This is a genomic window from Croceicoccus bisphenolivorans (genome assembly GCF_001634625.1).
Classification (GTDB): Bacteria; Pseudomonadota; Alphaproteobacteria; order Sphingomonadales; family Sphingomonadaceae; genus Croceicoccus; species Croceicoccus bisphenolivorans.
The window spans coordinates 300,850-321,081 of record NZ_LRSE01000004.1 but is presented as its reverse complement, the minus strand read 5'-3'; the positions used below and the strand labels follow the sequence as shown (position 1 = coordinate 321,081).

Annotated in this window: 24 protein-coding genes; 8 read left to right on the top strand and 16 right to left on the bottom strand. The window is 63.5% G+C overall.

All coding sequences use genetic code 11. The features are described from left to right. Positions 1-236: 236 nt before the first annotated feature. The 5 genes from A7A77_RS06400 to A7A77_RS06385 all read left to right on the top strand — a co-directional run bounded on the left by A7A77_RS06400 (position 237) and on the right by A7A77_RS06385 (position 3,178). Positions 237-701, top strand: a complete 465-nt coding sequence (locus A7A77_RS06400; protein WP_172799848.1) for a hypothetical protein — start codon at positions 237-239, stop codon at positions 699-701. A gap of 13 nt (positions 702-714) precedes the next feature. After that, positions 715-1,113 (top strand): lysozyme inhibitor LprI family protein, encoded by a 399-nt coding sequence (locus A7A77_RS06395; protein WP_066555417.1) that lies wholly within the window; start codon positions 715-717, stop codon positions 1,111-1,113. Positions 1,114-1,185: 72 nt separating this feature from the next. Continuing rightward, entirely contained in the window at positions 1,186-1,785 is a 600-nt protein-coding gene (locus A7A77_RS06390; RefSeq protein WP_066555410.1) for a recombinase family protein, read from the top strand. After that, positions 1,782-1,913, top strand: coding sequence for a hypothetical protein (locus A7A77_RS18455; RefSeq protein WP_281179991.1), 132 nt, complete (start codon positions 1,782-1,784; stop codon positions 1,911-1,913). Before A7A77_RS06390 ends, A7A77_RS18455 begins: the two co-directional genes overlap by 4 nt. 515 nt (positions 1,914-2,428) lie before the next feature. Beyond that, a complete protein-coding gene (locus A7A77_RS06385; RefSeq protein WP_066555408.1) occupies positions 2,429-3,178 on the top strand; it encodes an alpha/beta fold hydrolase in 750 nt (249 codons plus the stop codon). A gap of 7 nt (positions 3,179-3,185) precedes the next feature. On the opposite strand, the gene A7A77_RS06380 is transcribed toward A7A77_RS06385, so the two are convergent. The 15 genes from A7A77_RS06380 to hisB form a co-directional block, all read right to left on the bottom strand. Further along, positions 3,186-3,728, bottom strand: coding sequence for a J domain-containing protein (locus tag A7A77_RS06380; protein WP_066555406.1), 543 nt, complete (start codon positions 3,726-3,728; stop codon positions 3,186-3,188). A gap of 160 nt (positions 3,729-3,888) precedes the next feature. Continuing rightward, on the bottom strand, positions 3,889-4,407 hold the full coding sequence (pal, locus tag A7A77_RS06375; protein WP_245638407.1) for a peptidoglycan-associated lipoprotein Pal: 519 nt from the start codon (positions 4,405-4,407) through the stop codon (positions 3,889-3,891). A 113-nt stretch (positions 4,408-4,520) separates the two neighbouring features. Continuing rightward, positions 4,521-5,861, bottom strand: a complete 1,341-nt coding sequence (gene tolB, locus A7A77_RS06370; protein WP_066555404.1) for a Tol-Pal system beta propeller repeat protein TolB — start codon at positions 5,859-5,861, stop codon at positions 4,521-4,523. 2 nt (positions 5,862-5,863) lie between these two features. Beyond that, on the bottom strand, positions 5,864-6,688 hold the full coding sequence (locus tag A7A77_RS06365; RefSeq protein ID WP_066555397.1) for a hypothetical protein: 825 nt from the start codon (positions 6,686-6,688) through the stop codon (positions 5,864-5,866). A 12-nt stretch (positions 6,689-6,700) separates the two neighbouring features. After that, complete coding sequence (locus A7A77_RS06360) at positions 6,701-7,087, bottom strand: ExbD/TolR family protein (RefSeq protein ID WP_066555395.1); 387 nt, start codon at positions 7,085-7,087, stop codon at positions 6,701-6,703. 72 nt (positions 7,088-7,159) lie between these two features. Next, on the bottom strand, positions 7,160-7,879 hold the full coding sequence (gene tolQ / locus A7A77_RS06355) for a protein TolQ (protein ID WP_066555393.1): 720 nt from the start codon (positions 7,877-7,879) through the stop codon (positions 7,160-7,162). Further along, positions 7,876-8,340: a YbgC/FadM family acyl-CoA thioesterase gene (locus A7A77_RS06350; protein WP_066555392.1), complete on the bottom strand. Its 465-nt coding sequence runs from the start codon at positions 8,338-8,340 to the stop codon at positions 7,876-7,878. The genes tolQ and A7A77_RS06350 overlap by 4 nt, the downstream gene beginning before the upstream one ends. A 92-nt stretch (positions 8,341-8,432) precedes the next feature. Continuing rightward, positions 8,433-8,828 (bottom strand): HIT domain-containing protein, encoded by a 396-nt coding sequence (locus A7A77_RS06345; RefSeq protein WP_066555390.1) that lies wholly within the window; start codon positions 8,826-8,828, stop codon positions 8,433-8,435. After that, a complete protein-coding gene (locus tag A7A77_RS06340) occupies positions 8,825-9,154 on the bottom strand; it encodes a phosphoribosyl-ATP diphosphatase (protein ID WP_066555388.1) in 330 nt (109 codons plus the stop codon). The genes A7A77_RS06345 and A7A77_RS06340 overlap by 4 nt, the downstream gene beginning before the upstream one ends. Positions 9,155-9,197: 43 nt before the next feature. Then, positions 9,198-10,943 (bottom strand): cation:proton antiporter domain-containing protein, encoded by a 1,746-nt coding sequence (locus A7A77_RS06335; protein WP_066555386.1) that lies wholly within the window; start codon positions 10,941-10,943, stop codon positions 9,198-9,200. 195 nt (positions 10,944-11,138) lie between these two features. Beyond that, positions 11,139-12,764, bottom strand: a complete 1,626-nt coding sequence (locus A7A77_RS06330) for a M28 family peptidase (protein ID WP_066555381.1) — start codon at positions 12,762-12,764, stop codon at positions 11,139-11,141. A 122-nt stretch (positions 12,765-12,886) separates the two neighbouring features. Continuing rightward, positions 12,887-13,684: an imidazole glycerol phosphate synthase subunit HisF gene (gene hisF / locus A7A77_RS06325; protein ID WP_066555378.1), complete on the bottom strand. Its 798-nt coding sequence runs from the start codon at positions 13,682-13,684 to the stop codon at positions 12,887-12,889. A 39-nt stretch (positions 13,685-13,723) separates the two neighbouring features. Further along, positions 13,724-14,452 carry a 1-(5-phosphoribosyl)-5-[(5-phosphoribosylamino)methylideneamino]imidazole-4-carboxamide isomerase gene (gene hisA / locus A7A77_RS06320; protein WP_066555500.1) on the bottom strand — a complete coding sequence of 243 codons (729 nt, stop codon included), beginning with the start codon at positions 14,450-14,452 and terminating at the stop codon, positions 13,724-13,726. 72 nt (positions 14,453-14,524) lie between these two features. Continuing rightward, on the bottom strand, positions 14,525-15,154 hold the full coding sequence (gene hisH, locus A7A77_RS06315; RefSeq protein WP_066555376.1) for an imidazole glycerol phosphate synthase subunit HisH: 630 nt from the start codon (positions 15,152-15,154) through the stop codon (positions 14,525-14,527). Between the two features lie 4 nt (positions 15,155-15,158). After that, positions 15,159-15,767, bottom strand: coding sequence for an imidazoleglycerol-phosphate dehydratase HisB (hisB, locus tag A7A77_RS06310; protein WP_066555373.1), 609 nt, complete (start codon positions 15,765-15,767; stop codon positions 15,159-15,161). A 201-nt stretch (positions 15,768-15,968) separates the two neighbouring features. Here hisB and A7A77_RS06305 point away from each other — a divergent pair, with 201 nt between their 5' ends. The 3 genes from A7A77_RS06305 to gmk all read left to right on the top strand — a co-directional run bounded on the left by A7A77_RS06305 (position 15,969) and on the right by gmk (position 17,652). After that, a complete protein-coding gene (locus A7A77_RS06305) occupies positions 15,969-16,475 on the top strand; it encodes an SspB family protein (protein ID WP_066555369.1) in 507 nt (168 codons plus the stop codon). A gap of 55 nt (positions 16,476-16,530) precedes the next feature. Further along, positions 16,531-16,884: a hypothetical protein gene (locus tag A7A77_RS06300; protein WP_066555364.1), complete on the top strand. Its 354-nt coding sequence runs from the start codon at positions 16,531-16,533 to the stop codon at positions 16,882-16,884. Positions 16,885-16,968: 84 nt separating this feature from the next. Continuing rightward, on the top strand, positions 16,969-17,652 hold the full coding sequence (gene gmk, locus A7A77_RS06295) for a guanylate kinase (protein WP_066555362.1): 684 nt from the start codon (positions 16,969-16,971) through the stop codon (positions 17,650-17,652). 22 nt (positions 17,653-17,674) lie between these two features. Here gmk and A7A77_RS06290 read toward each other — a convergent pair whose 3' ends face one another. Next, complete coding sequence (locus tag A7A77_RS06290; protein ID WP_281179990.1) at positions 17,675-20,053, bottom strand: S8 family peptidase; 2,379 nt, start codon at positions 20,051-20,053, stop codon at positions 17,675-17,677. Positions 20,054-20,232: the final 179 nt, after the last annotated feature.

Below are 20,232 nucleotides of genomic sequence, written 5' to 3'. Positions count from 1 at the left end.
CAATGGACGACTTTTACGCCGCCGTTGACATGCTTGCCTCGCTCATCATCTTTCTCTGTGGCGATCTGGGGCGCAGCCCCCGATAGATGGGCAGCGGACGCATTCCATAACCCCCGTTGAAAATGCGGCTTGAGAACTGGCGGAAATCGGTGAGTTCAGATGGTCAGTTTTCGCTGTTCTCAAATCAGTTGAATCGGGAACGGTTTATCAGGGATGATCGAGGTATGGGGGCAAGCATGACACTAGTTCATCCGATCAAGACGATTCCGTTGTTGCTGGCGATGGTGCTGGCAGCATGTGGCAGCGAAGCTTCGACCTCCGACTACGACGAATACTCCGAGGACGGATATTACGCGGATGGCGATGTCGAGGAGGACGAATCCGCCAGCTATGACGGTAGCTACAGCGGCGGATACGGATCGTATGCCGACGATGAGGAAGAGCGCGAAGAGTTCGATGAGGATGAAGCGCGTCGGGTCGCTCGGGATCAGCTTGCCAGCGAAGGTTATGACATGAGCTATGGCTGCACCATCGACTGTTCAGGTCATGAGGCAGGTTGGCAGTGGGGTGCCGAGAACGGATACTCGACATACGGTAACAGCCAGTCCTTCCATGAAGGGACGATGGCTTTTGAAGACGCGCTAGATGCTCGTGTTCGAGAGATGGAAGACGATTATGAGGACGGCGAAGAGGTCTACTGAATTGTCGAGGGCTATGAAAACCAGACTAGCAGCCTTCGGGATTGCATTCGGCGCATTGCTCTATGCGAACTCGGCATCCGCTGATGAATATTTTAAACGATGCGTCTCACAGGGCAGCACATCCACCGACTTCGCTCAGTGCGGGAATGCATGGGTTGAGCGAGAGGAAGCCGCACTTACTCAAGCTTGGCGGCGGGCATACGGTGGCCTTTCAACACAAGCAGCAAAGTCGAGCCTATTGGCAGAGCAGCGCCTTTGGATCAGCTACAAGGACGCATCGTGCAAGTTCTTCAATACTTCCGAGGAGTTCGGCTCCATCGGTTGGTCGATCCAGCTACCTCATTGTAGGGCACGCGTGATCCGTGAACGGGTCAACCAGTTGAACGACTACCGTCAAGACATGGGCGAGTAACGCCACAGGTCCATAAATTATCGAACTAAAAGAACTACTTGACGCATTCCAGAACTGTGAGAGTCTGCTGGAATGACCAAGCGCATCGCCATTTACACCCGCGTCTCGCAGGACAGCCAGACCACCGAGAACCAGCGACGAGAACTCATCACCGTCGCTGAGAAGAACGGTTGGGAGATCGTCGCCGAATATGAGGATCACGGAATCTCAGGAAGCAAAGGTCGCGACAAGCGCCCGGGCTACGATGCGTTGATGAAGGCTGTGGCCCGCCGTGAGATCGATCTGGTCGCATCATGGGCCGTGGATCGTCTGGGACGCTCACTTCGAGACCTTGTATCCTTCCTCAATGAGATCAATGCGAAGGGAGTTCACCTCTACCTTCACCAGCAGGCGCTCGACACCAGCACGCCCAGTGGTCGCGCAATGTTCGGTATGCTCAGCGTCTTCGCCGACTTCGAACGCGAGATGATCCGCAGCCGCATCATGGCTGGTCTTGCCCGATCCACCAAGAAGGCTGGCCGTCCCGCACTCGATCCCGAGAAGATCGCCAAGATCGAGCGTCATCTCAACTCTGGCACATCCATCAATGAGACGGCCCGCAAACTCAAAGTCGGGGTCGGCACCGTCCACCGCATCAAGGTCCGCATGACCAATGAGGCTATCGCCGCATGATGGACCCGAAGGACAGGCCGACCCTTGGCCCCCGCTTCTTCGAACTCAAGGCGCAGATGGATGCCAAGCGAAAGGCCGAAGCCGAACAGCGAGAGAATCGTCAGGATCAGCCACCCGAAGATGAATGAGAACATCGCCGCATGAGACGCAAACGCTTCGTCTGCCCTAAGTGCGGAGAGAAAACGGGCATCCCTATCGCCTACGGCTACCCCAGTCGGAGCCTCATCAAGAAGGCCAAACGGAACGAGGTCGCATTGGGAGGGTGCTGCGTTGAGATCGATGCCTCCACCCGTCATTGCCGAAACTGCCAGCATCAATGGGTCGACGATGAGAAGAGCGTCCGATCACCTTCCTAGAATGACCTGAGCCCACATCAATGTCAGATAAGAACGCTCCCCAGATCGTCCGCACTGACGGTCCGCCATCATCCGCCACCATCAACCAACGCTTAGCGGAAGCGTCCGAGGAAATGGTCAGCGATGATCCTGCGGGACCGTCTAGTGGCCGTGACGGTTCGATCCCTCTTCTGGGACCATTTTCACACGAAAACAGGCGGTTGATTCACTTGGCGCCGCGGGCCTGCGCATCAGCGATTGCGACGGATGGCATTGGCGTCCGTCTTTTCACTTGATACCTGACTGCCATGGAAACTCCCCGCATACTGTTCGTACATGGCGCCGCTTCTGACGAGCGGGTCTGGGATCCGGTGATCGCGTTGTTGCCGCCGACTTGGGATGTGCGGGCGGTCACGCTGTCATATTTCGGGGACGGGGACTGGCGCGACGATGGAGCCGGCTTCGGCACGGACATCCATGCCCGCGACGTGTGTGAGATGGCAGCCAGCATGGGCGGGGACGTTCACCTCGTCGGGTGGTCCTATGCCGTTCACGTCATGCTCAAGGCATTGCTCGATGCTCCTGCCCTATTCGCCTCGGCCCTGTTTTACGAAGCCGGACTTGGCCAATATATCATCGACGAAGACGAGAAGGCTGCGTTCGGCAAGGATGCAGGAAGCCTGTTTGGAGCCGTTGGCGCCAAGCTGGAAAGCGAAGGGCCGCACGCCTCGGTCCGCCAGCTTGTCGGCGCGGCGTTTGCAAGACTCGCGCCGCATCGGCAGGAAATGTATCTGTCGAACGCACGCACGATGCCATTGCTGATGGGAGGCGGTCAGCCGCCAGCGAAGATCGGCCCTGCGGAGCTGGCCCGCATCGAGACCCCGTGCCTTGTCGCCATGGGAGAGCGGACCCGCCCTGCATTTTCGATTCCGAGCCGGGCGCTGGCTAGCGCACTGCCTAACTGCTCTCTGGAAATCGTGCCTGATGCGGACCATTTCCTGCCGGAAACGGGACCGGGAATGTTCGCCGCGCTGGTGGAGGAATGGATCGACCGCTAGGGTGCGATCAGGCCTCGGGCCCTGCCCATTGGCGGCGATCCTCGGCAGCGCGCAACACTTCGTAGGCCAGTTGCAACTTGTGGAATTCCTTGGCCGCGTCCGCATCGCCCGGCTTCACGTCGGGGTGCACTTCCTTCGCCTTGGCGCGCCACGCCTTCTTGATCGTGGCGAAATCGACGTCCGGATCCAGTTCCAGCGCATCGAGCGCGTTCAACTCGTCCCGGGTGCGCGATCCGTCTCCCGATCCCGCCCAGCCATAATGGGCCGATTCGCGAAAACCGGAATTGTCGCGCTGTTCTTCTGCGGCGCGGGCGGCGGCTTCTTCCGCGCTCAATCCGGCAAAGTAGTCCCAGCCCTTGTTGTATTCGGCGGCATGCTGCTGACAGAAATACCAGCGTTCAGGGCTGTTCGGGCTTTTGGGGGCCGGGCAGTCGCCGCGCTCCTCGCATCCGACACGGTCGCACAGGCGCACGGCCTCAGCCTCGCGCCCGGCTTCATAGCCGCGCCAGCGGGGAAAGCCCCAGTCTATCGAACGTCCTGATCGAGCCATGTCGGAAATGCGTCTAGTGTATTTTCAGTCGGGATGGAAACGCCTGATCGCCATGCCGGTTTCACGGTGCCACAAAGCGCAATGCCGGCCCCGGCGTGACCGGAGCCGGCATTCTATCCGATCCGCGCCGATCGACTGACCGGCGCGACCGAGATGCCGCTCACTGAATCGTGACAGTCACGGCGCGGCGGTTCTGCGCCCACGAAGACTCGTCCGAGCCGAGTGCGGCCGGGCGCTCCTTGCCGTAGCTCAGGGTCGAGATGCGGCTGGCATCCACGCCAAGGCTGACGAGGTAGTTCTTGGCCGCGTTGGCGCGGCGTTCACCCAACGCGAGGTTGTATTCACGCGTACCACGTTCGTCGCAGTGACCTTCGATCGTGACGCGCTTGGCCGGGAACTGCATCAACCACTGTGCCTGGCTCTGCAAGGTCGCCATGTCGGCGCTGTCGATGTTGTACTGGTCAGTATCGAAATAGACCGTGTCCGACGATACGTTGGCGAGGAAGTGCGCCTGGCTGCCCGGAACAGGACCCGTCGGGGTCGGCGTTGCGGTTGCAACCGGAGTCGGGGTCGGTTCGGGCGGCAGTTCCTTGGGCGTGGTCTTGCAGGCGCCAAGGGCCAGCGAACCGGCCGCGATCAGGGCGATGGGCGCAACCATGCGAGTGCGCAGAATGGACATTTTAGGCATGCTCCTTCGTATTGTCTGGCGGAATGCTTCCGGCAGAGTGATTGCTGGCACGACGAACGGTGCGACCCGGTCCATCCGCGTGTGTGATTATGTCACTAACGCATTTAAGGGCGAACCGGTCCCCACGAGGGATCGGACGCATCTTCGGGAGTGTCGAGTTTGCGCAAGTGGCGACCCGTCAGGTCGACCTGCCACAGGCTGGTTTTGCCCGTGTTCCGCTCGGTCCGGAAGAACTGGATGATGCGGCCATTCGGGCTCCACGTCGGGGCCTCGTCCTGCCACGCATTGGTGAGATGGCGCATATTGCCTCCGCCCGGGCTCATCACCGCAACGCGCAAGTCGCCAGCGATGTGGGTAAAGGCGATCTGGTCGCCGCGCGGGCTCCATTCCGGCGTTGCCGCGCGCCCGCCGAAAAAGCTGACGCGCTTCTGGTTCGAACCGTCGGCATCCATCACGTAAATCTGCTGGCTGCCCGAACGGTCGCTTTCGAACACGATCCGGCGGCCATCGGGCGAATAGGAACCGCCGATGTCGATGCCGGGGCTGCTGGTCAGCTTGACCGGCGTGCCGCCGCCCGCGCTCGACACGCGGTAGATGTCGGTATTGCCCGCGCTGGCCATCGAATAGAGGATCCACTTGCCGTCGGGCGACCAGCGGGGTGCGAACGTCGGGTTCGAACTCTGCGTGATCAGCACCTGCCTGCGCGAGCTGATGTCATAGACATAGATGCGCGGATTGCCGTCGTTGTAGGACAGGTAGGCGATCTTCGAATAGTCAGGCGAATAGCGCGGGGTTAGCGCGGGGCTGGACCCGCTGGTTATGAAGGTGTGGTTCGCGCCGTCGCTGTCCATGATGGCAAGGCGCTTGCGGCGGTTACCCTTCGGCCCTGTTTCGGCGATGTAGGCGATCCTGGAATCGAAGAACGGATCCTCGCCCGACAGGCGCGAATAGATCAGGTCCGCACACTTGTGCGCGGCACGGCGCCAGTCGGACGGGCTGACGACATAGCCTTCGCGAACCAGTTCGCTCTGCAACTGCACATCGTAGAGATAGCAGCCGACGGTCAATTGCCCGTCAGGCGCGGCCCTGACGAAGCCGTGGACCAGCATCTCGCTACCCAGCGGTTTCCAGCGGCCGAACTGCGGGTTCGTCGCCTCGGCAAAGGCGATGCGCGGCAGGGCATCGGGGCCGACGGGGCGGAACAATCCGTTGTTCTTCAGGTCGGCGGTGATGATGCGCGCCAGTTCGACGCCCAGTGCGCCGGTTGTCTTCGGCGCGGCGGCAGTCGCGACGTCGGCCTGCGCCGGGAACGCGGGGATCGCGATACCCAGATCCTGCCACTCGCTTTCGTCCGAGACCGAACCGACGAGGCCGCCGTCCTGTGCAAGGACAGGCTGGCTTGCAAAGGCCAGCAGGGCCGATGCGATGATTGCGGGTGTCTTCATCCTTACAGTCTCCGGTCGAAGCGGAATTCACGTACGTTCTTCCACGTGTCGTAGTATTCGTCGGGCAGGTCAAAGGGCGCCGCAAGCTGCACCGCGCGTATGGCAAGCTCTGCGTGGCGGTCCTTCTGGGCGGAATTGGCATCGGTCACACCGCTTTGCGAAACGACGCGCGGACGCCCTCTCAACGATCCGTCGCGGTTCATTTCCCATGCGAGAACGGTGACGAGCTTTTCGGCGTCGACGCCTTGCGGCGCGGTCCAGTGCGGGCGCAGCTGCCGGCTGATGGCGCTGGAAAGCGAAGCGGCGGTCAGGGGACCGGCACGTTCTGCAGGCTGGTCGGCATCACTGCCGCTGCCGCCGGTGCCGGTCAGGAAATCGTTGCCGAGCCTGCTGCCGCGCGAGGGGGCGTCGGGGCGGCGGCGTTCCGAACGGTCGGGTGCAGGCTTCGCCGCTGCCTTGGGCGGGCTGGGTGCGCTACTTTGCGATGGCGTAGGGACCAGCGCAGGGCGCGGCTCCGCCACTTCGCGCAGCGCGGCCTGCGCAGCCTCCTGCTGTTCGGCCGGAAGCTGCGTTTCGCCGACTTCAGCGCCGACCGATGGCGCGGGATTGGCCATCGGATTGGGCGATATCGATTCCAGCGCAATCTCGTCCGACACCGTGACCGCGATCCGGTCCGGCGCGGGCATCGACGGGGCATCCTTGTCCCATGCGACGAGAACGATCAGCAGGACCACATGCAGCGCAACGGCGATGCCCAACCCAAGCCGGTCATCCCGCCCGAAGCGGGTGTCGTCGGTGACGTCTCCCTGAAGTGCGGCTACACGCATTGTCGTCAAGGCCTATGGACTTTCCGATGAACCGTGGGTGACCAGTGAGATCTGGCGGAACCCGGCCTTGTTGAGCGCGCCCATCACGGCAACGACGCGCCCGTAATCCAGCGCCCTGTCGGCACGCAGAACGACTGGCGGCGCGGTTTGGCCGCTGGGCGAAATCGCGGCAAGCCGGTCGGCAAAGGCACCGGCGGGCACGCGCGTTTCATCAATGTAGATCAGCCCCTGCTCGTCAAGGCTGACGGTGACCTGCCGGTCCTTGCTGTCCAGCGCGTCAGCCTGACTATCCGGCAAATCCACCGGCACGCCCGCAACCATCAGCGGTGCGGCGACCATGAAGATGATCAGCAGAACCAGCATGACGTCGACCATCGGTGTCACGTTGATTTCGGCCATGGGCGCGCGGCCCCCACGGCCCCGCCGCCTGCCGCGACTACCGCCACCAGATGAAGAGAGACTGGCCCCCACTTACATAGCCTCCAGTTCGCGGCTGAGCGAGGCGTGGAAGCGGTCGGAGAAACGATAGAGCCGCGTTTCGAAGGCATTCACGCGGTGCGAGAAGCGGTTGTAGGCGATGACCGCGGGGATCGCGGCAAACAGGCCGATGGCGGTTGCGAACAGCGCCTCGGAAATACCGGGAGCGACAACCGCGAGCGAGGTATTCGACTGCGCACCGATCTGGAAGAAGCTGTTCATGATGCCCCAGACGGTACCGAACAGGCCCACGAACGGCGCGACCGAACCGACAGTGGCGAGGAAATTCAGCTTCTCGGCCAGATGGTCGCTTTCGTTCGTGACGGCGGCATCCATCGCGCTGGAAAGGCGTTCGCGCAGCGATGCCTTGTCCTTCAGGCCACGGCGGGTCGATGTCTGCCACTCTGTGATCGCGGCGGCGGCGACGCGGCGGGAGGGAAGGTCATCGTTCGAACGAACCAGCGGCTCGACATCGTCGGCCTGCCAGAACCGGCTTTCGAATTCGCGGTTCTTCCGGTCCAGCCGCCCCATTCCCATGGAGAACGACACGATGATCGCCCAGACCCAGATCGAGGCGAGGATCAGGCCCGCCATCACCGCCTGCACGACGATATCCGCATCGAGGAACAACTGGATCGGATCGACCCGGCTGGGCACGCCGGTCGCGCCGGATGCGGGAACGGCAACGGAAAGGATGGTGGCGATCAGGGTCATCTGCTCTCGTTTCGGGTGGGGGCGACCGTTTCGAACGCGGCCAGCCATGCATCGGGCTGGCGGCGCGGACGGCCATCGGGGGATACGAAGCCGACGCGGACATCCATGTCGGCAAGAAGTGTTTCTGCGCGCAAGGCGCGCTGGGCCAGTTCGACCGACGCACGGCCAAGCTTCACCGCCCGGGTTTCAATCAAGACGATATCGCCAAGCCTTGCCGGTGCCTTGTAGCGGATCGACAGGTCGGCAACCGAGTAGGCACCCTCCCCCGCTTCCACCGCGGCGCGCTGGTCCACGCCGATCAGGTCGAGCAGATCGGACCGCGCCCGCTCGAACCAGCGCAGGTAATTGGCGTGATAGACCACGCCTGACAGGTCGGTATCTTCATAGAATGCGCGCACGGCGTAATAATGCACGCCGTCGCGTATCGATCCGGTTACCGGGCTGGGAAGCGGTTGCGCCATTGCCGAGGCGTCATAGCCAAGCCCGGATTCGCCACACAAGCGCCTTATTTTTCGCCTGTGGATGCGCGATTCATCACAAATTCACGATTGTGTCAGGCGGGCTGCCAGTTCCGGTCCAGCATCGGCCCCATGACACGGCCGCCAAGCAGGTGGACATGAAGGTGCGGCACGATCTGCCCGCCGTTCGGACCGATGTTGTTGATGATCCGGTAACCGGGTTCGACAAGGTCCATCTCGCGCGCGATCCTGCCCACGGCGCGTACGAAACCGGCGATTTCCTCTGCCGGTGCATGGACCGAAAAATCGTCCCAGCTCACGTACTTGCCCTTGGGCACGACCAGCACGTGGATCTCCGCCACGGGGGCTATGTCGTGGAAGGCGAAGGCCCACTCATCCTCGTAGACTTTCGTGCACGGCAGCTCCCCGCGCAGGATTCGCGCGAAGATATTACTGTCATCGTAAGGTGCCTTGGGGTCGACGGGGTTCATTCCGGTTTCCTCGATGCTTTTTCGGCGATTCCCGAAACGCCGTCGCGCCGGTCCAGTTCTGCAAGCACATCGTGGATCGACAAATCGCGTGCGGACAGCAGCACGGCGAGGTGAAAAATCACGTCGGCGGCCTCGCCAACCAGTTCCTCGTCCGATCCGGCAAGCGCGGCGACCACGGTTTCCACCGCCTCCTCGCCCAGCTTTCGCGCGGCATAGTCGGGTCCGCGATCGAAAAGCTTTGCGACATAGCTTTCGTTCGGGTTGCCGCCCTTGCGGCTCTCTATCGTGGCGGCAAGGCGCGCCAGCGTGTTCAGGTCATCGGCCATGAAGCCAGCCTTTGGACTCGCGGGCCCGCGAAATCAATCTCGCTCAGTCCCTTTGCACGAAGATCCGGTCGTGCGCGGTGCGCAGATCGCCGGTATCGATCTGGCGTTCCATCCGTTCGCAATCCCGTTCGCGATAGGCATGTTCCGCCTCGTCGATGGCCTCAAGGCTTTCGCCCAGACGTTCCAGCGCATTGCGGCCCATGACGATGGCCGATTCGAACACTTCGCGAACCACGAAGTCCGCCGGCGTGCCCGAAAGACGCACGACACCGCGCCGGTCGAAGGCCCGCACGAAGATCGCGGCATCGGAGAAATGTTCGCGAACCGCGCTGACGAGTTCGGGGTCGACCTGGTCCTTGTCGGTACAGAACAGGATCGCCTTGGCCTCTCCCGCCCCTGCCTGACGCAGCAGATCGATGCGCGTGCCTTCTCCGAAATAGACCTTCGCCCCGAACTGCTGGGCGATATCGATCATCTCCACATCGCGGTCGACGATCGTCACCTTGATGCCGGCCGCCACCAGCATCTGCGTGACCGTCTGGCCGAATCGGCCATATCCGACGACCACGGCGCTTGCCCCTTCGGCACTCGGCCCTTCGCGTTCGCCGCCGTCCTTATTGGCCTCGGCACGGATACGGCGGGTTGCCATCATCAGGAACGGGGTCGTGGCCATCGATATCGTGACGACCGCGCCGAACAGGCTGGCGGCCTCTGGCGCGATAAGCAGCCCGTCCTGCGCCTGCGCGAACAGCACGAACCCGAATTCACCACCCTGGCTAAGCAGCAGGCCCAGCGCCAGCGCACGCTGCCACGACATCTTCATGATCATGCCGATCGCGGTGATGACCGCGGCCTTGGTGGCGATCAGCGCAAGGGCCATGCCGGCCACGAACAGGGGGCGTTCGGCAATGGCGGACAGGTCCAGCATCATGCCGATGGACAGGAAGAACAGGCCCAGCAGGATCGACCGGAACGGTTCGACATCGGCCTCCAGCTCGTGGCGATAAGGCGAACTGGCCAGCATGACGCCCGCGATGAACGCGCCAAGCGCGGTGGACAGGCCGATCCATTCCATCAGCGCGGCGGCGCCGACAATCGTGAACAGAGCTGCAACGACGAACATCTCCCGTTCGCCCAGGACGCCGATGAGGCGGAACAGCGGACGGATGACGAAGCGGCCAGCCGCGATCAACCCTGCGATGGCAACAACCGCCAGCAACGCGGTCTGCCAGCCGGGCGGGCCTTCCTGAATCTCCGGATTCCGGCTGAGCGCGGCGACGATGGTGATCAGCGGGATAAGCGACAGGTCCTGAAACAGCAGGATCGCGAAGGCCCGTTCGCCGAAGGGGGTCTTCAGCCGCCCCACGCTTTGCAACATCGGCAGGACCTGCGCTGTGGAGGAAAGGCCGAGCGGCAGGCCGATGGCCAGCGAAGCGGCCAGCGTGAAGCCGGTGAAGACATAGATGACGGCGCTGACCGCAAGGCCGCACAGTGCGACTTGCGCAAGGCCCAGCCCGAATATCTCCTTGCGCATCCGCCACAGCCGGTTCGGGGCGAGTTCGAGCCCGACGATGAACAGCAGGAACACAATGCCAAGCTCGGCGAAACCGACCTTTTCCTCGGCCCCGCCAACAAGGCCCAGCACTTGCGGACCCACGACGGCACCGGCGACGAGATAACCCAGTGTCGCACCAAGGCCCAAACGGCGGAAGACGAGCACGAAAGTCAGCGCAAAGCCGAGGAGGATCAGCCCCTCCATCAGCATCGCGCCCGTCCCCCCTTCATGCATCGGCTTGCCCCTGCTGGCCCGACGATCCGGGCATTCGCGCGCAAAGGTAGGGACTGGCCGCGCAGGCGGCAATGGGCACCCGGGAACGGCCGGAACTCAGGCCGTGTTTGCGACGGGACGGATCGGGGGAACCATGGGGGCAGGTAAGACCCGCCCCGTCGCTATGAGCCAGCGGCTGTAGCGCCGGCGGTTGGATCAGTCCTCCATCCGCCCACCGAACACCGTGCCGAAGAAGTCGTCCTTCTTCCACACCGGCCGCTGCCCCATATTCGCGATTCCGCGCGCGATTTCGTAATTGATGCCGGCAAAGCGGGCCGCCTGTTCGAAGTCGACCACTTCGGCCTCGTCCGAAACCTTGTGGTAATGCTCTTCCAGAAAGGTATCGAGCGCCTTGTCCCCGCCATTACCCGGCCCCGTGTCGAGGTAGACGGACGGAACGCCCGTCTCGACATAGGAATAGTGATCGGACCGGGTGAAGAACGCCTCTTCCGGCTTCGGGTCGGCGGCAAGGGTTACGCCAGCCCGGCGGGCGGCGGCCCGTACCACCGGGAACATGGTCGTCCGCTCCGCGCCATAGGCGATGATGTCGCTGAACGGATATGTCACCATCGGCATGTCCATGTTGACGTTGGCGACGATGCTGCCGGCAGGAACGGTCGGGAAACGCGCGTTGTAGGCCGAACCGACAAGGCCCATTTCCTCCGCCGTCAACGCGACGAACAGGACTGAACGGCGCGGCGGATTAGCGGCAAGCCTGCGGGCAACGTCCAGCATGATTGCAACACCCGAGGCGTTGTCCATCGCGCCGTTGTTGATCGCATCGCCCTCTGCGCCCGCCGGTTCGTGGCCGATATGGTCGAGGTGCGCAGTGAGCACGACGTATTCGTTCTTCAACTGCGGATCGGTGCCTTCGACCATGCCGACGACATTGCGGCTGGTGACGTCCCGCAGCTTCTGGTCGAACGTCATCTTCGCGGTCACGCCCATGTCGAACGGCCTGAACCGTCCCTCGCGGGTGTTTGTCGTCTCGAACGCCGATTTCAGGTCGACCGGCTGTTTCGCCAGGAATTTTTCGGCCGATTCTGGCCGGATCGTCGCATAGGCGCGATAGGCGGGTTTGCGCCCGAATGCCGTCCCGTCGGGGCCGATCCACGTAGCCAGTGTGTAGTGGTGGTAATAGTCCTTCGTGCCCTTCCACGCGGCAGGCTTGTCATCCTTGGGAAGGCTAAGCGAAATGACCCCCACCGCGCCTGCATCGGCAAGCCGGTCGATGCGCGTGCTCTTGAAATAGGCCAGTTCTTCGGGATCAAGGTATTCGGGCGCGCCCGACAGTGCGACCGCGATCTTTCCTTCCAGATCCACACCGGCCAGATCGTCGCGGCCCGTTCGCGGATCGACAAACCCTTGCCCCACGAAAACGAGCGGAGCTTCGACGGTGCCCGACAGCGCGTTGCCCGCAGCGGTAACGATGTAGTCCTCGTTCGCCTCCAACCCGTCCGGCGCGTTCGGGCCGGACAGTTCCATCACGTTGCCGTCGATCGCGCCATAGGACTTGATGCGCAGGTCCACCGGCTGGAACCAAGTTCCGTCCGTGCCGCCGGGCTTCAGCCCGATCGCCGCGAAACGCTGCGCGACATAGTCGGACGCCGCATCGAAACCGGCAGTGCCCGCCTTGCGCCCGTCAAGCGCATCCGACGCGAGGTAACGAATGTCGCCTTCGATGAACGGCGCGCTGGGCGCGGTTTTCGGGCCGGAAGTCGTATTGGTGGCAGTGCAGGATGCCAGCAGCAGCGATGCTGCGGCAAGCGACAGGATACGCATAGGGAATCGAACCTCGGGGGAAAGGCAATCTGGTTGCGCATGTAACCATTCGGCAGCGCGATGCAATCCCCGTCCCGATTCCGCATACTATCGCTCTACGAACGACATACCGGCATCGACGATCAACTTCTGGCTGGAAGTCCGGCCATGCGCAGCGCCTCGTGCGCCTCGGCAATCGTGTGCTGGCCGAAATGGAAGATGCTGGCCGCCAGCACCGCGCTGGCACGCCCTTCCGTCACGCCGGCGACGAGATGACCCAGATTGCCGACACCGCCGCTGGCGATAACCGGAATGCCCACCGCATCCGCAATCGTGCGGGTGAGTTCGAGGTCATAGCCCCGCTTCGTTCCGTCCCCGTCCATGGAAGTGACGAGAAGTTCACCCGCGCCAAGATCGGCAAGGCGACGGGCATGTTCGATCGCGTCGATGCCGGTCTCCTTGCGCCCGCCGTGGGTGAAAATTTCCCACCGCCTTTCCCCACGGTCATCCCCGGGGTTATCCACACCCGGTCCACAGACCCGCCGTGCGTCCACGCTGGCGACTACACACTGGCTGCCGAAACGTTCGGCGATTTCGGCCACGACTTCGGGGCGCGAAACGGCGGCGGAATTGACGGCGACCTTGTCCGCCCCTGCCAGCAACAATGCGCGGGCATCGTCAGCACTGCGCACGCCGCCGCCCACGGTAAGCGGCATGAAACAGACTTCCGCCGTGCGCCGCACGACATCGATCAACGTGCCGCGTCCTTCATGGCTGGCCGATATGTCGAGAAAACACAGCTCGTCCGCGCCCGCCGCGTCGTATGCCTTGGCCTGTTCCACCGGATCGCCCGCATCGATCAGGTCGACGAAGTTCACGCCCTTCACCACGCGCCCGTCGGCAACGTCGAGGCAGGGGATCACGCGAACGCGAACGGTCATTGCAAAAGACTCCGGGAAAACGCGGGGATCATAGCGCGATCAGGCGGCAGCGGCCATCTTCAGCGCGGTGGCAAGGTCGAGCCGCCCGTCATAGATCGCGCGACCGGTGATGACCCCCTCGATCCCGTCATTGGCATAGAGGGAGAGCATGCGGATATCGTCCAGCCCCTTCACCCCGCCGCTGGCGATCACCGGAATATCGACCGCGCGGGCAAGGTCGACCGTCGCCTCGATATTGCAACCCTTCAGCATGCCGTCGCGCCCGATGTCGGTGAACAGCAGGCTGGTGACGCCCGCATCCTCGAACCGGCGGGCCATGTCGACCACCGGCACGTCCGACACATCGGCCCAGCCAGCAGTGGCCACCATGCCGTCTTTCGCGTCGACCGCGACGACGATGCCACCGGGATATTCCTTTGCCATGTCCTTCACGAACTGCGGATCTTTCAGCGCGGCAGTGCCCATCACGATGCGCGCCACGCCTGCGTCGAACCATGCCTCCACCACTTGCGGAGTGCGGATGCCGCCGCCAAGCTGGACGTAACCTTCGAACGCATCGACGATGGCTTCCACCGCCTCCCGATTGCGCGCCTCTCCGGCGAACGACCCGTCGAGATCGACGACGTGGAGGTGCATCGCGCCAGCCTCGGCAAAGATCTTCGCCTGCGCGGCGGGATTGTCGCCATAAACGGTGGCGCGGTCCATATCGCCTTCGGCAAGCCGGACGACCTGCCCGCCCTTGAGGTCGATTGCGGGGAATACGATCATACGCAACTTCTCTTCATAGGCACCCAAAGCGCCAAGGTTGGTCGGCATCGGCGGTCAGACGCCACTAAAAACTCAAGGCTTCCAGTCCAGCCACCGCTCCAGCAATTCGATGCCGTAGCGCTGGCTCTTTTCCGGATGGAACTGGACGCCCAGAATGTTGTCGCGCGCAACGGCGGCGGTGATCGCGCCGCCGTGATCGGTGATCGCGGCAATGTCGCGGCCTTCATCCGGCACGAAATGGTAGGAGTGGAGGAAATAGGCCTCCCCCCGCTCGATCAGGCCGGCCCCGTCGCGGTGCTTCATCGCCGCAACGTCGTTCCAGCCCATGTGCGGCACTTTTATCGCCGGATCGGTGACTTCGATCGCGATGACTTCGCCGCCGATCCAGTCCAGCCCCTTGTGAACGCCGTGCTCCACCCCGCGCGAGGCGAGGAGTTGCATGCCGACGCAGATGCCAAGGAACGGTGCGCCTTCATCCAGCACCCGCTGCTCCATCGCCTCGACCATACCGGATATGCCGCGCAAGGCGCGCGCGCAGGCGCCGAACGCGCCCACACCGGGCAGGACGACACGCTCTGCCGCAAGCACGACATCGGGCTTGTCGGTAACCTTGACGAGAGGCGCACCGGCGGCCTTCAGCGCATTGGCCACGGACTGCAGGTTGCCCGCGCCGTAATCGATCAGTGCGACATGTCCGGGCATGGCATCAGGCCTCTATCGTGCCCTTTCCGAGCAGGCCCTTGGTGGAGGGGACGGCATCGCCCTTGCGCGGATCGAGTTCGACGGCCGAACGCATCGCGCGGGCGAATCCCTTGTAGATCCCCTCGATGATGTGATGGTTGTTCTGCCCGTAAAGCAGTTCGATGTGCAGCGTGATGCCCGCGGCCTGCGCGATCGAATGGAACCAGTGTTCGAACAGCTCGGTATCCATCTCGCCAAGGCGCGGCTGCGAAAAGCCAGCCTTCCATACGAGGTAGGGCCTGCCGGAAATATCCAGCGCGACACGGGCCAGCGTTTCGTCCATCGGCGAATAGGCCGCGCCATATCGCGCGATTCCGCGTTTTTCGCCAAGGGCTTGCAGGATCGCCTCGCCCAGCGCGATGGCGCTGTCTTCCACCGTGTGGTGCTGGTCCACGTGCAAGTCGCCATCGACTTTCAACGTCACGTCGATCAGCGAATGGCGCGAAAATTGCTCCACCATATGGTCGAGGAAACCGACGCCCGTGGCGATGTCGTATTCGCCCGTGCCGTCGAGGTTCACGGCCACTTCGATGGCGGTTTCCTTGGTCTTTCGAGAGATCGATCCGGTACGCATGGCGCCCGCTATAAGCGCGTTGCGCACCGGTGCAAGACACGAAGCGACGCGGCGGGGGCGAATCGCGTGCAATCCATTGTGATGTCGCGCAGATCGTTCCCCTGCCCGGTGTTGCCGCAAGGGCGCATTTCCGCTTTCGGGCAAGGCAAATTGCGCATTTCCAGCTTGACCGCGCGCGGCCAAAGGGTCAATCCGGCCCGTATGAGCGAAGCACCGCCCGACAGCCTGATCCCCTACGACGAAATCGTGCAGGAGGCCCTGCGCGCAGTCGTCGGCCGCGTCCTGCGCGAGGTGGAGGCCGCCGGAAGCGAGCTTCCCGGTTCGCACCACTTCTACATCACGTTCAAGACCGGCGCTGTCGGCGTCTCGATCCCGGCGGACCTGCGCGCCCGCTTTCCGGACGAGATGACGATCGTGCTGCAGAACAAGTTCTGGGACCTGACGGTGGAAGACGACCGTTTCTCGGTCGGCCTCAGCTTCAATGCCGTTCCGGCCAAGCTGGTGATCCCGTTCGGCGCGATCACCGCTTTCGTCGATCCCGCAGTCGATTTCGGCCTGCAGTTCCAGGCGATCGACGCGGATCGTTCGCCCGAACCGCACGAAGATGCCGAAAACGATTCGGAACAGGCAGGCGTCGGCGACGTTTCTCCGGTAACCCCGGACGACGGCTCGAACGTCGTGACTGTCGATTTCGGGAAGAAGAAGTAAGGTCCGGCGCGTCGATCCCGCCTGAACGGCGCCGGACAGCGACAAGAGGACCACAATGCCCAAGCGCCGTATCCCCGGGCTCAGCCCCAATCCGATGACCAACCTGATCGTGACCGACATCGCCCTGCGCGGTGCCGGGCGGCTTGCCCGTCATTTCACGGAAAAAGCCTTGCTGCGCACGCGTTACAGCCGGGAAGACGCCGAAAAGGTGGTCGAAGGCAGGTCGATGGCGCAGACGCTGGCCGCAGTCGCGGTTGCGCGGATCGCGACACGTTCCGTCCCCGGCGCGATCATCGTGGGCGCAGGGATCCTCGGCAAGTCGTTCTACGACCGGACCGTCGGCACGCGGGAAGCACGCTCGGAAGGGCGCAAGCAGATCCGCGAGCAGATGGAACGTTCCGAAAAGTAGCCCGCACCGGTTTACCGGCCGAAACACGGTAAAGATTCGCGCATCGAACTTGACCGGCCCGCCTTCTCGCGGCCATCAGCGCGCATGACTGCAGAACGCCACGATCCGGCCCACGATCCCGAAGGGGCGTCGCTACAGCGGCGCGGCCTGATGTTCATCCTGTCCTCCCCATCGGGCGCGGGCAAGACCACCATCGCACGCAAGCTGCTGGCCGCGGACGATGACCTGCGCCTTTCCGTTTCCGCCACCACCCGCCCGATGCGACCGGGCGAAGTGGAAGGGAAGGACTATCATTTTGTCGACCAGCCCACGTTCGACACGATGGTGGATGAGCACGCCTTCCTGGAATGGGCGCATGTCTTCGGCCACAGCTACGGCACGCCCAAGGCGCAGATCTGGAACGGCATGAAGGAAGGCAAGGACTTCCTGTTCGACATCGACTGGCAGGGAACGCAGCAGCTGAACCAGCGGGCGAGCGAGGACGTGGTGCCGGTCTTCATCCTGCCGCCCAGCATCGATGAACTGCGCCGCCGCCTCGAATCGCGCGGCACCGACGATGCCAAGGTGATCGAGGCGCGCATGGAACGCGCCCGCGCGGAAATCAGCCACTGGTCCGAATATCGCTACGTCGTGGTCAATGACGACGTTGATAGCTGTTTTGCGCAGGTGCGTGAAATCCTGCACGCCGAACGCATGCGGCGCGAACGGCAAACCGGCCTCGTCAACTTCGTGCGCGGATTGATGGCAGGCCCGCCGCCCGGAGCCTGACGCGCTAAAACTGGCCTGACCCCTAGAACTTCGCGAACCAGCGGATCGCGCCGCCCTTGTCATCGGGCAAGGCGGCGACGTGGCCGGGATCGGTGCGGAAGAACAGGCTGGCGGTGACGTTGCCGCCCGCCAACGGCCCGAACCAACGCAGTTCGGCGATCCGTTCGCGTCCCGAAGGAGCGAGCGACAGTTCGCGCACGCCGAACGATGCCGTTTCGCTGGCGTAATCGTAGCCCACCGGCAGCTTCAGGCCGAGCCCGCCCGATTCCACCCGCAGCGGCTGCGACACCCGAAAACCGAGGCCATCGGCACCAGCGAAAACACCCCTGCGCTCGACATCCACGCTCCACGCGCTGCTCTGGAATTTCGACCCTTCCGCGACCAGACCCATTGCATCGGCGCTGGTAAAACCGTGCCGGTAATCTGCGGAAAGCGACCAGCCGCGTGCCGGACGGATGCTTGCCGTTGCATCAAGGAACACGCTGTCCGCACCGCCCGCGCCGAAGTTGTCGGCAAGGCGCGCGCCCAGCATCGTCTCTTCCTCTGCCAGCCAGCTTGCTGCCGCCGACAATGCCAGCGCATTCCCCGACCAGTCGAACCTGGCCGTATAGCGGGTGAAATCGCCGGTTTCGCCTTGCAGACGGGTCTGACCGCCAAGCGGATCAGTCCAGACCTTGCCGCTTTCGCCAGACACGGTCAGCCCGAAATCGCCAAATGCCTGCCGCACCGCAACCGCCCCGTCGCGGCGGGCGACGAAGCCCATGTCGTTGCCCGCCTCACCCGCGACGAGGAACGCGGGGCGGGACTGTCCGGCAAGTCCCGCTTCCAGCCCGCGCGCGCCCTCGCGCAGCGCGAAAGCGAATTGGGTGCCGGGTGCGATGCGCGCACCGAGCCGCGCCGCAAGCAGGCGCGCGCGATCGACGTTCTCTGTATCGAGCCGCAGCGGAACGGGCGCGGCCGCCCGCACTGCACCGGGATCTACCGTGAAAGCCAGCGATGCGCTGCCCGCTTCGATCTCCAGCCCCTGCGTCCGCCCGTTGACCGCGCCGTAAAGCTTCGGCTCCACGCGGGCGCGGGACAGGCCAGAGGCCAGGTCCAACCCGTAAGCCCGGTCATACTTGTCGGTAATCACGGTGCCGATGCTGGCGCGCGCGACGGCATCGCCCATCGCCGCACTGGTCACGCCCGTTCCTTCGCCAAGCGAAACCGCGATCCCCGTGCCGGCCAGCGAAGTCGTACCCTGCGGAGCGAAAGACCGTTCGATGTCCAGAACACCGTGCCCGTAGACCGGATCGACACCCGCCGCCCCGGCATCGCGCGCGCCCAGCAGGATCAGGTCCACGATTTCCGCGCCAGTCAGGTTCGGGAAAGCCTGCGCCAGAAGCGCGGCCGCACCCGCCACTTGCGGCGCCGAGAAACTGGTGCCGTAGAGGACGTAGACATACTCCGCCCCGCCCGACACCTCGGTATAGATCTCACCGTTGTCGTAGACACAGCACACATCCTCGCCCCGCGCAGTGATGTAGAACTGGGCATCGCTGCCGGCACGGTTGCTGAAGCTGGAAATCGTATCGTTCGCGTCCACCGAACCGACGATGATCACGTTTTCGGGTGCTGCCGCGCGAAGGCCGCTGGCAAAGGGGTCGGGGTTGTCGGGATCGATCTGCGGATCGGTCGAAGCACCATCGTTCCCTGCCGATACCACCACGACCACGCCGGCTTCACCTGCCCGCGCGACGGCATCGCGCAATTGCTGGGTCGGTGCCGAACCGCCAAGCGAGAGGTTCACGACGCGCGCGCCCGCAGCCACCGCCGCATCGACACCGCGGGCGATGTCGCTGTCGAAAAACGAACAACCCGATGAAGGATCGCTTGGATCGGCTGCGGCGCAACTGCCCGGTTCGTCGGCGCGCAGAGCGATGATCGTGGCCTCATAGGCCATACCCATCACGCCACTGTTGTCGCGCGCCGCTGCCGCCACGATCGCCACGTTTGTGCCGTGCCCGTCGACATCGTTCACTCCGCGACTACCCGCGACATCCGCAGACGCGGCAGAGATACGACCGGCAAATTGCGGGTTGTCCACGTCGATGCCTGTGTCGACGATGCCGATCGCAACGCCGTCGCCCGAATACCCCTCTTGCCAGGCATAGATCGCGTTGTGCTGCGCCTTGCCGTCCGAATCGCGGTATTCCTGCGTGTTGAAATTGGTCGCGGTCGGCGTCGGGCTTGGCGCGGGCGCAGGGGCGGGTGTCGGACTGGGAGCAGGCGTGGGCGCGGGCGTCGAAATGACGCCGCCACCGGATCCCCCGCCTCCACAGGCTGCAAGTGCCAGGAATGAAACCGTCGAAATCGCGGTCAATGCTCCGCGAAGGCCAAAACTCGGCAAACGTCCCATCATGGTGTCTTCGTGCTGTCCCTGCGCGCCAAACGATTATGATGCATGCCGTTTCGCGATCCTGCCACGACATGCCTCCCGCATACTCTATCTAGCCGACAAGTGGTGGACATCGCGTGAACGCGAGCGTCCGGACGCCTCCTCTCCGCACTTGCAGCCATTGCACCATTGCCCGCAAGGCG

Bases quoted from the DNA above. Each gene is read 5' to 3' on its own strand.
- hisH (WP_066555376.1), bottom strand. From the start codon at position 15,154: ATGCCCGGACATGTCGCACTGATCGATTACGGCGCGGGCAACCTGCAG.
- pal (WP_245638407.1), bottom strand. From the start codon at position 4,407: ATGTCCATTCTGCGCACTCGCATGGTTGCGCCCATCGCCCTGATCGCG.
- A7A77_RS06340 (WP_066555388.1), bottom strand. From the start codon at position 9,154: ATGGCCGATGACCTGAACACGCTGGCGCGCCTTGCCGCCACGATAGAG.
- A7A77_RS06345 (WP_066555390.1), bottom strand. From the start codon at position 8,828: ATGAACCCCGTCGACCCCAAGGCACCTTACGATGACAGTAATATCTTC.
- A7A77_RS06335 (WP_066555386.1), bottom strand. From the start codon at position 10,943: ATGCATGAAGGGGGGACGGGCGCGATGCTGATGGAGGGGCTGATCCTC.
- A7A77_RS06400 (WP_172799848.1), top strand. From the start codon at position 237: ATGACACTAGTTCATCCGATCAAGACGATTCCGTTGTTGCTGGCGATG.
- hisA (WP_066555500.1), bottom strand. From the start codon at position 14,452: ATGATCGTATTCCCCGCAATCGACCTCAAGGGCGGGCAGGTCGTCCGG.
- A7A77_RS06360 (WP_066555395.1), bottom strand. From the start codon at position 7,087: ATGGCCGAAATCAACGTGACACCGATGGTCGACGTCATGCTGGTTCTG.
- A7A77_RS06330 (WP_066555381.1), bottom strand. From the start codon at position 12,764: ATGCGTATCCTGTCGCTTGCCGCAGCATCGCTGCTGCTGGCATCCTGC.
- A7A77_RS06365 (WP_066555397.1), bottom strand. From the start codon at position 6,688: ATGCGTGTAGCCGCACTTCAGGGAGACGTCACCGACGACACCCGCTTC.
- A7A77_RS06290 (WP_281179990.1), bottom strand. From the start codon at position 20,053: ATGATGGGACGTTTGCCGAGTTTTGGCCTTCGCGGAGCATTGACCGCG.
- gmk (WP_066555362.1), top strand. From the start codon at position 16,969: ATGACTGCAGAACGCCACGATCCGGCCCACGATCCCGAAGGGGCGTCG.
- A7A77_RS06300 (WP_066555364.1), top strand. From the start codon at position 16,531: ATGCCCAAGCGCCGTATCCCCGGGCTCAGCCCCAATCCGATGACCAAC.
- A7A77_RS06350 (WP_066555392.1), bottom strand. From the start codon at position 8,340: ATGGCGCAACCGCTTCCCAGCCCGGTAACCGGATCGATACGCGACGGC.
- A7A77_RS06305 (WP_066555369.1), top strand. From the start codon at position 15,969: ATGAGCGAAGCACCGCCCGACAGCCTGATCCCCTACGACGAAATCGTG.
- A7A77_RS06380 (WP_066555406.1), bottom strand. From the start codon at position 3,728: ATGGCTCGATCAGGACGTTCGATAGACTGGGGCTTTCCCCGCTGGCGC.
- A7A77_RS06395 (WP_066555417.1), top strand. From the start codon at position 715: ATGAAAACCAGACTAGCAGCCTTCGGGATTGCATTCGGCGCATTGCTC.
- tolB (WP_066555404.1), bottom strand. From the start codon at position 5,861: ATGAAGACACCCGCAATCATCGCATCGGCCCTGCTGGCCTTTGCAAGC.
- A7A77_RS18455 (WP_281179991.1), top strand. From the start codon at position 1,782: ATGATGGACCCGAAGGACAGGCCGACCCTTGGCCCCCGCTTCTTCGAA.
- hisB (WP_066555373.1), bottom strand. From the start codon at position 15,767: ATGCGTACCGGATCGATCTCTCGAAAGACCAAGGAAACCGCCATCGAA.
- A7A77_RS06390 (WP_066555410.1), top strand. From the start codon at position 1,186: ATGACCAAGCGCATCGCCATTTACACCCGCGTCTCGCAGGACAGCCAG.
- tolQ (WP_066555393.1), bottom strand. From the start codon at position 7,879: ATGACCCTGATCGCCACCATCCTTTCCGTTGCCGTTCCCGCATCCGGC.
- hisF (WP_066555378.1), bottom strand. From the start codon at position 13,684: ATGACCGTTCGCGTTCGCGTGATCCCCTGCCTCGACGTTGCCGACGGG.
- A7A77_RS06385 (WP_066555408.1), top strand. From the start codon at position 2,429: ATGGAAACTCCCCGCATACTGTTCGTACATGGCGCCGCTTCTGACGAG.